This window comes from Aeromonas enteropelogenes, from assembly GCF_000819845.1.
Classification (GTDB): domain Bacteria; phylum Pseudomonadota; class Gammaproteobacteria; order Enterobacterales; family Aeromonadaceae; genus Aeromonas; species Aeromonas enteropelogenes.
The window spans coordinates 1-7076 of the sequence record NZ_CDCG01000040.1; the positions used below are offsets into that span (position 1 = coordinate 1).

At 50.5% G+C, this 7076-nt stretch carries 8 protein-coding genes; 7 read left to right on the plus strand and 1 reads right to left on the minus strand.

Annotated features, from left to right (window positions below):
- From BN1123_RS16860 to BN1123_RS21725, 5 genes are all read left to right on the plus strand, one after another.
- A partial coding sequence (locus tag BN1123_RS16860) for a bacteriophage T4 gp5 trimerisation domain-containing protein (protein WP_042028440.1) occupies positions 1–621 on the plus strand: 621 nt, incomplete at its 5' end.
- Positions 618–1412: a DUF4123 domain-containing protein gene (locus BN1123_RS16865; protein ID WP_026457051.1), complete on the plus strand. Its 795-nt coding sequence runs from the start codon at positions 618–620 to the stop codon at positions 1410–1412. The genes BN1123_RS16860 and BN1123_RS16865, both read left to right, overlap by 4 nt.
- Positions 1412–3412: a phospholipase effector Tle1 domain-containing protein gene (locus BN1123_RS16870; RefSeq protein WP_042028443.1), complete on the plus strand. Its 2001-nt coding sequence runs from the start codon at positions 1412–1414 to the stop codon at positions 3410–3412. Before BN1123_RS16865 ends, BN1123_RS16870 begins: the two co-directional genes overlap by 1 nt.
- Positions 3412–4110 (plus strand): DUF2931 family protein, encoded by a 699-nt coding sequence (locus BN1123_RS16875; protein ID WP_042028446.1) that lies wholly within the window; start codon positions 3412–3414, stop codon positions 4108–4110. The genes BN1123_RS16870 and BN1123_RS16875 overlap by 1 nt, the downstream gene beginning before the upstream one ends.
- Before the next feature lie 26 nt (positions 4111–4136).
- Positions 4137–4289 carry a hypothetical protein gene (locus BN1123_RS21725; protein WP_167335317.1) on the plus strand — a complete coding sequence of 51 codons (153 nt, stop codon included), beginning with the start codon at positions 4137–4139 and terminating at the stop codon, positions 4287–4289.
- Positions 4290–4338: 49 nt separating this feature from the next.
- On the opposite strand, the gene BN1123_RS21915 is transcribed toward BN1123_RS21725, so the two are convergent.
- Positions 4339–4464 (minus strand): hypothetical protein, encoded by a 126-nt coding sequence (locus BN1123_RS21915; RefSeq protein ID WP_268746128.1) that lies wholly within the window; start codon positions 4462–4464, stop codon positions 4339–4341.
- A 15-nt stretch (positions 4465–4479) separates the two neighbouring features.
- Between BN1123_RS21915 and BN1123_RS21025 the strand changes: the two genes are divergently transcribed.
- Both BN1123_RS21025 and BN1123_RS16890 read left to right on the plus strand, forming a co-directional pair.
- Positions 4480–5997 (plus strand): RHS repeat domain-containing protein, encoded by a 1518-nt coding sequence (locus BN1123_RS21025; RefSeq protein WP_231555616.1) that lies wholly within the window; start codon positions 4480–4482, stop codon positions 5995–5997.
- Positions 5998–6100: 103 nt separating this feature from the next.
- On the plus strand, positions 6101–6541 hold the full coding sequence (locus BN1123_RS16890; protein ID WP_042028449.1) for a hypothetical protein: 441 nt from the start codon (positions 6101–6103) through the stop codon (positions 6539–6541).
- The last annotated feature ends 535 nt before the right edge of the window (positions 6542–7076 follow it).

The window sequence follows — 7076 nt, forward strand, 5'->3', positions numbered from 1 at the left end:
CTGCGCACCGAGACCCACCAGGGGGAAGGCTTCAACGAACTGCGTTTTGAAGACCAGGCGGGGCAGGAAGAGATTTACCTGCACGGTCAGAAAGACCTGAACGTGCTGATTGAGAATGATGCTGCCTGGCACATCAAACACGACGAGCACAGAGACATCGACAACGAGCGGGTGACGCGCATCAAGGCCAACGACCACCTGACGGTGGAAGGTGAGAAGCGGGATCATATCAAGGCAGACTATTCCCTCACGGTCGATGCCAGCCTGCACCAGAAGCTGGGGCAGAGCTGGCTAACCCAGGCCGGGCAGGAGGTGCACGTCAAGGCTGGTGCCAAGGTGGTACTGGAGGCGGGCAGTGAGCTCACCGTCAAGGTCGGTGGCTGCTTTATCAAGGTCGATGGCGGCGGCGTTACCCTGGTCGGCCCGACCATCAAGATGAACTCGGGCGGCAGTCCCGGCTCAGGTTCTGGCTGGGGGGGGCAGATGCCGCTCCTGCCGGGTGCAGTCAAAGTGCCGTCCGCACCACCAGCCACTATCCCGGCGAGCGCTATTCAAAAGAGCATGGAATCCATGGCCCCACTGGTGAAGCCTTGCCCCTTTGCTCAGGGAGGTAAGGCATGACCTTGCAAGAGTGGCGCAGCCAATATCCCGGCCAGCTGTTTGCCATCATCGATGCCGCGCTCGATACCACTGCTGTGGCAGACTACTGCAATCAAGGCGGTGCCAATGCCATCCCCTTGTTTGCCGGTACGGCGTTTGCGGACCAGGCCGAACAAGGCCCTTGGCTACTCCCCAACCCTGCACCCGAGTTTATTGCCACTCACCCGCAGCTGGGGGGCGTATATGTCGCGAGCGATGCCGCTATCGATGTCGTCCTGCAGCACTGGCAAAGTCTGATAGAAGTGGCCTTTGAAGGGGAAGTGATGTGGTTGCGCTATGCCGATAATCGGGTCTTTCCCAAGATGCTGGGCACCATGAGTCAGCAGGAGCTCGATGATGTGCTGGGTCCTTGCTCAAGTCTGTGGGCCAACAACTGTGCGTGGCAACGCACGCCAGATACCAAATTTACTCCTCACCAAGCGCCCTGGTTTCGCATTCAGCCTCACCACCTGACGCCGCTGTATGACGAAAGCCGTCACGCCTACATCCTCTCTCGCCACTTTTGGCAACGGATGGAGGATATGATGGCACGTCATCCCAATCCGGAAGCTGCCATTACCACCGTCCTCAAGCAGGCCAATCAAGCAGGGCTGGCAGGTGACGTCCTGGATGGCGTTGTAGCTGGCGCTCTCACGTTGCAAGCAAGCATGGAGCTTGATGCCATCAGAGCGCCATTGATGCTGACCGACGACGAAATGGCTCAGGTGAATAACTGGCTGAACAAATACCCTGACTTGATAGGAGCTGTGTAATGGCTATCAGTGCCCACTGCATCCCCTGTGAGAAGAACAACTGCTGGATTGAGATAGATGTTCGGGACGAACAGAACCGCTCGTTCAAGGGGCAAAAGGCCACCTTGAACGATGCCACCGGCACCAGCAAAACCGTGACCCTGAAAGATGGCCCAACCCTGGTACAAGGCTTTGCGGTGGGTCCGGTCACCGTCAAGCTGGAGACCCAGCCATGGTTGAAAGCCGCACAGTCTCGTGAGGCTCTGAAAGCAGGCGAAACCAGCCAGGTTCCCGCTTATACCGACAAACTCTTCGGGCACGACGATGTGAAGCGCGAGCATGTCAAGGTAACCACTGGCGACCTCTGCCTCACGGACCCCGAACAGCCGCTTCCTAAAGGACACAAAGCCGGGCAAGCTCAGCCGCCACGGTTTATCACTAAGCACTCTTACGTGATTGAGGTGAAGGGCTATCAGCTCACTACTTTGCGGATCGGGGTGTTTTTTGACGGCACGGGTAACAACACCCACAACGCCCAGGCGGGGCTGCAAAAAGTAGAGCAGTGGCTGCTGGAAACCTGCTCAGATCCTGTGCAGCGGGAGAAAGAGCTACGGGGCTGCCAGATGGGGCAAAGCCCGGTTGAAGGGAGTTCGGCTAATGACGTAACCAATGTTTGGAAACTTAATGACCAATATTTATTTGGCGCAGAAACGTTGAGTGCGAGAGCCTATATCAGTGGTATTGGAACGCGCGATCCAATTGCGGGAAAAAATGGCCCTAAATATCGTTCGGACGATACCCTGACCCAAGGGTTTGATCTCGATTTTAGTGGAGAAAATACCTCCATCATTGGAAAAGTGACGCAAGCTTGCACAGATACAATTCTGATGAGTATTCAAGATGATCTCCGTGATGTTTTACCAAGTATCGACTGCATCCATCGCATCGTATTCGATGTGTTTGGCTTTAGTCGGGGCGCCGCTGCTGCACGCCATTTCGTCAATACTATCGACCAAAAATCCGATCATCCATTGGTGCAAACTATGGCGAATAGCCCGGATATTCGCCTGAAGGTGGGATTTGATTGGGCTAGCCGCGATGATGTTCGCTTTACCTTTGTGGGCCTGTTCGATACCGTAGTTTCTTCTTACAACCCTAATGTCAATGTTCAGCTCAAAGCCGATTGCGCAGAACGGGTAGTACATCTCACCGCGCAGGATGAGGTGCGTAAATACTTCCCGCTATCGCGCATTACAGAAGATACAGCAGGCGCCCGTATTCCTGCTCACTTTACTGAGTTGGCGCTACCGGGGGCTCACTCTGACATAGGTGGTGGTTACTATAGCCGTTGGAGTTTGAGCAATCCCAACCGCGATCCAGCCCTGATCGAGTGCATTGAGTTGGAACGTTTTATGAGTGTGGAAACTGTTTCAACACCAGATGCCGAGAGCATTGCCTATCAAAAAGCCAAGGCGTATGCCGAGGAGAAACGAACGTTGGGCTGGGTCACTCGTATCAACCACAGCCTGTCTCGTGGCGCCGTGCCGCCATTGGGGGCGATCAGCCTGAAGCCTTACTCCTTCCAACGCCCCAACGGGAAAAATAGTACAGGCCCCAGCAAAAAATCGGTCTATGTGGAGGTACTGATGAGCCGGGTGGTCGAGGGGGAATACTCCCGTATTCCACTGCATATGATGGTTGAGGCGGGCCGAGCCGTGGGGGTGCCGTTTAAAGCGTGGATGCCGGATGATAGAGCATTGCAGCTTGAGCCGCTCTCTATCAAACGGCCAGAGGCTGACTTGAAGGCGCTGGATAAACTTTGGGCCCTATCTGCTATCGAACAGAAGGTTGCCAAGAACTTGGCCCATCAATTATCGCCCGATGTTTACCGCGCCTTGCGTCGTGATTATCTTCACCACAGTGCCAGCAACAAGGGTATTGCAAATCCGGCCCATATCAATAAAGACGAAACGAGTATTAGTAAAGAGAGGCGCGAACTGATAGGGAACAAGGAGTCATGATGTTAAAACGATGGATATTAGTGCTTGGCCTGCTTTGTCCTCTGTTGGCTTGTGCTGCGAATACACAGATCAAACCTTTTTCTTGGCGTTATGGTACAGGCTCTAATATTGACAATTTTTGTACAACAAAAGCAGAGTTTTACTGGCAAGGTAAGAAGGTGGTGGGTTATCCAGGGGGAGGGTGCAATGCTGGCATTCTTCAGAGTAAACTTATCAATAAAAAATATTACTGGGCTGGTGGTGGAGGACTGCCTACTGACGGTGTGCCCGTCCCCGATAAAGCTGTGATTGAGATGGTTTCGTTCCATGATCGAAAACGATACCGCATCAAGGTAGATTTACCTATCGATCTAGAGCAGAAAATGCGTCAGGTGTATTTGGTCGAAGGGCGTTATGATAGACGAAATCGCCTCTATTTTGGTTTGGCTCCTGGTGGTTATTTCGAGGTCATATTAACCGGAGGAGGATTGCAACTCAGCCCTGATCTAGTGCTCACCCGAGGTATCGCCGAAGAGGTGACCGATGATTGGTATGATCAGAGAGTACCGATAGCACGCCAATATGGTATGAATGATTTCGACAAGAAATATGGCGAGTTATTCAAGCAACATCCTGTACCGCTCGGTATGGACTGGGCCCCGATAATGGACGCTTACCGTGCTGCACAACCTAAAACGGATACCAATCCGGTTAATTGATTTGGGTAGCGGGTTAAGAGGTATCAATGAAGCAGTACCAAAACTTGTTGGCCCAGTCCTTGATTTGTCGTCGTGATAACGAGCATGCCATGGCCGCAGAATTGGCCGAGAACATCCGTGCTTTCTGGCTGGCTAGAGGTGATAAGGCCAAGCATACCAAGTGGCTGAAGGCCTATTAGGATCACCAACAGCAAATTACCTGAAAGGCAAGGCCAATGATCAGGGAAGTCACATTGGCAACTCCTCGATACTAACCAACTTGCTTACCACTACCAGCATGGTGCCCTGAGCGGTGTCGATCTCAATGGTGCCGAACTCACTCGCCATCAGATAGTCGGCGGGTTGGAGATGCATCGCAGCCAAGGGGCATTGACCCAGCAATACGAATATGACGAGCAGGGACGTCTGACAGCTCTGCGATTGCAACGCGGACAACAGATTGCCCGCGAACGGCGCTATGGCTATGACGGCACAGGCAATCTGTTGCACATCAACGACAGTGCCCAGGGGGAATTGCATTATCGCTACGATCCGCTGGACCGTTTGCTGGAGGTGCGCGGCGAGCTGACCGAGCGATTCCTGCATGATCCGGCAGGAAACCTGTTGAGCCAGACGCAGGGCAATCGGTTTGATGCCGCCAGCACCCAGGGCAACCGCTTGCTCTTTAGCGGGGATCGCCACTTCGAATACGATGAATTTGGCCGGTTGGAAGTAGAGCTGCGAGGCAAGGGCCAGTCACTTGTCATCCGTTATCACTACGACTGTCAGCATCAGCTGATCAGAGTCGAGTTGCCAGGTGGGAGCATCGCCCGTTACGACTACGATGCCTTTGGCCGCCGTATTCGCAAAACGCTCGTTGGGCAAAATGAGCAACAGGGCGACCAGGTTAGCGAGTTCTTGTGGCAGGCCAATAACCTGATTGCCGAAAGTTGCAGCGAGGGTGGTTACCGCAGCTTTATCTACGAGCCCGGTAGCTTCAAGTCGCTGGTGCAGCTGGAAGGGGAAGGGCAAGGCGCAGAGGTATTCCACTATCAACTGGATCACCTTGGTACCCCGCTGGCGCTGACGCGAGAAAATGGTGCAACCGCCTGGCAGGTGCGCTATCGCGCTTATGGCAATGTGTGGAAACAGGAACTGGCCGAAGTTGAGACGCCCCTGCGTTTTCAAGGGCAGTACTATGATGCCGAGACGGGCCTCCACTATAACCGCCACCGCTACTACCAGCCCGGGACGGGTAGATTTATCACTCCCAATCCGGTCGGTTTGTTGGGTGGTTTGAATGGCTATCGATTTGGTCAAAACCCACTTCGTTGGATAGACCCGTTGGGTCTATCCAGTGTCGATGGAGTATGCCCAGATGCCAAGCCGGCGCCATATAGACCAAATAATACAGCCAATGCCGTAAAACCTGCTGACATTCCGATGACTCAGGAGAAATATGATGAAATCATCAACTTAGAAAGAGGCAATCGACCAGAAAATCCAAGGTCATATTTGCCTGATGAGTATGTTACTGCTCACGAGAAGTTATTTGAGGACCAAGGCGGGGGATTCATACAGATAGCTGATTGGCTTAACCCAAACAGTCCCTATAAGAGTTTACCGAATGGTAAGTTTGTTGGTTTGAACTCAGAGATTTCTTCAATTGCATCAAAGGCTTCAAGGATTGAAGACCCCATGGAAAAAGCTCGGTTTCTAAATGAAAAATTGGCCCTCGGGCTTGATGAGGATGGGTTAAAAGTAGTTGCCAACAGTGAACTGTATTATATTAGGATAAAACCCAATGATCCTAGGATCCTAGGTTTAGTTACAAAATTCCAACAGGTAATGAGCCAGGCGCTCTATCAAAAGAGTGGGTGCCCGGTGGAAAAACTAAGGGCGGATTAAGTGAAGCTGCATTAGAGGGCGCGGATCAGATAAAGCATAATGGCGATATCGGTAAATTATTGTCGTTGTTTGATGACACTACAAGAATATAAGTAGGTATTATATGAACATCCAAGATTTTATGACCCACCCAGAGGATTTTTTCAGGGGTAATGGTGATTTTTTTGTGGTGGATCGAGACTGGGGTGGGCACAACCATTATTTATCCATTAAATATTTGTTCTTGCATGTTGCCAGTGGTGAGTTAACATTAGACGATATTGAGTTAGGTTTTTATAAGTTTTTGTTATCTTTGAAAAAAGAAAAAGGCGATCTTGTCAACTTCTTTGCTAGTGCTGTGTATATTTATTCTGAAATGGATAGGAGTGGCTTTAAAATAAATAATTGTGTAGTCGATTTTTTCTGGCCAGAAAAGAGGTGCTATTTAGCTGCTCAAGACTATTTGTCAAAGATAGATTTTTATTTTGGTGATGAGCACTACGTTGAGGTAATAAAAGACAAATACCCAAAATCAGGGCTTGGTATAATTTTGAATGATATGTAGCATGCAATTAATAACCGCTAAAAAACTGAGTTGATTTTAAAAATCCCTTATCTTATATAGACGGCATGGCACGATAAATCATCAGCAAGAGGCTCTGGACATCTCTTCCACCCCGACACTATTCGCCTTGAGGTGCCGTCAACGCCTTAATGACCATGCCGTCTTGAACGACATTTTTATCCTTACTACTGGGCTCCCGTGGGAAGACAGGCCCCAGTATCTGATGATAAATCCCCATCACAAAGTTAGATATCTCAAAGTGCTCTATCAGTAGTGTTTTTTTCTTAAGTATGCAGTGGTTTATAAAGCAGACGTTAATGATGTCAAACAGCCCATTAACATTTCTACCAGTACGGTTTTGACTGGGGTTATAGAGCTGGTTGATAGTGATATTGTGACGTTATCAATGAGGATGCTAGGACGTGTACTAGTAGAACTGAAAGATGGCTATATAGGTGGTATAGTATTCCGTTGATAACTTTTCATTGAATGTGATTTTTATGACCAAATCATTAGTCTTGTCTTGTCTTGTCTT

Coding starts and splice junctions, on each gene's coding strand:
- BN1123_RS16890 (WP_042028449.1), top strand. CDS start 6,101: ATGAACATCCAAGATTTTATGACCCACCCAGAGGATTTTTTCAGGGGT.
- BN1123_RS21915 (WP_268746128.1), bottom strand. CDS start 4,464: ATGCATCTCCAACCCGCCGACTATCTGATGGCGAGTGAGTTCGGCACC.
- BN1123_RS16865 (WP_026457051.1), top strand. CDS start 618: ATGACCTTGCAAGAGTGGCGCAGCCAATATCCCGGCCAGCTGTTTGCC.
- BN1123_RS16870 (WP_042028443.1), top strand. CDS start 1,412: ATGGCTATCAGTGCCCACTGCATCCCCTGTGAGAAGAACAACTGCTGG.
- BN1123_RS16875 (WP_042028446.1), top strand. CDS start 3,412: ATGTTAAAACGATGGATATTAGTGCTTGGCCTGCTTTGTCCTCTGTTG.
- BN1123_RS21725 (WP_167335317.1), top strand. CDS start 4,137: ATGAAGCAGTACCAAAACTTGTTGGCCCAGTCCTTGATTTGTCGTCGT.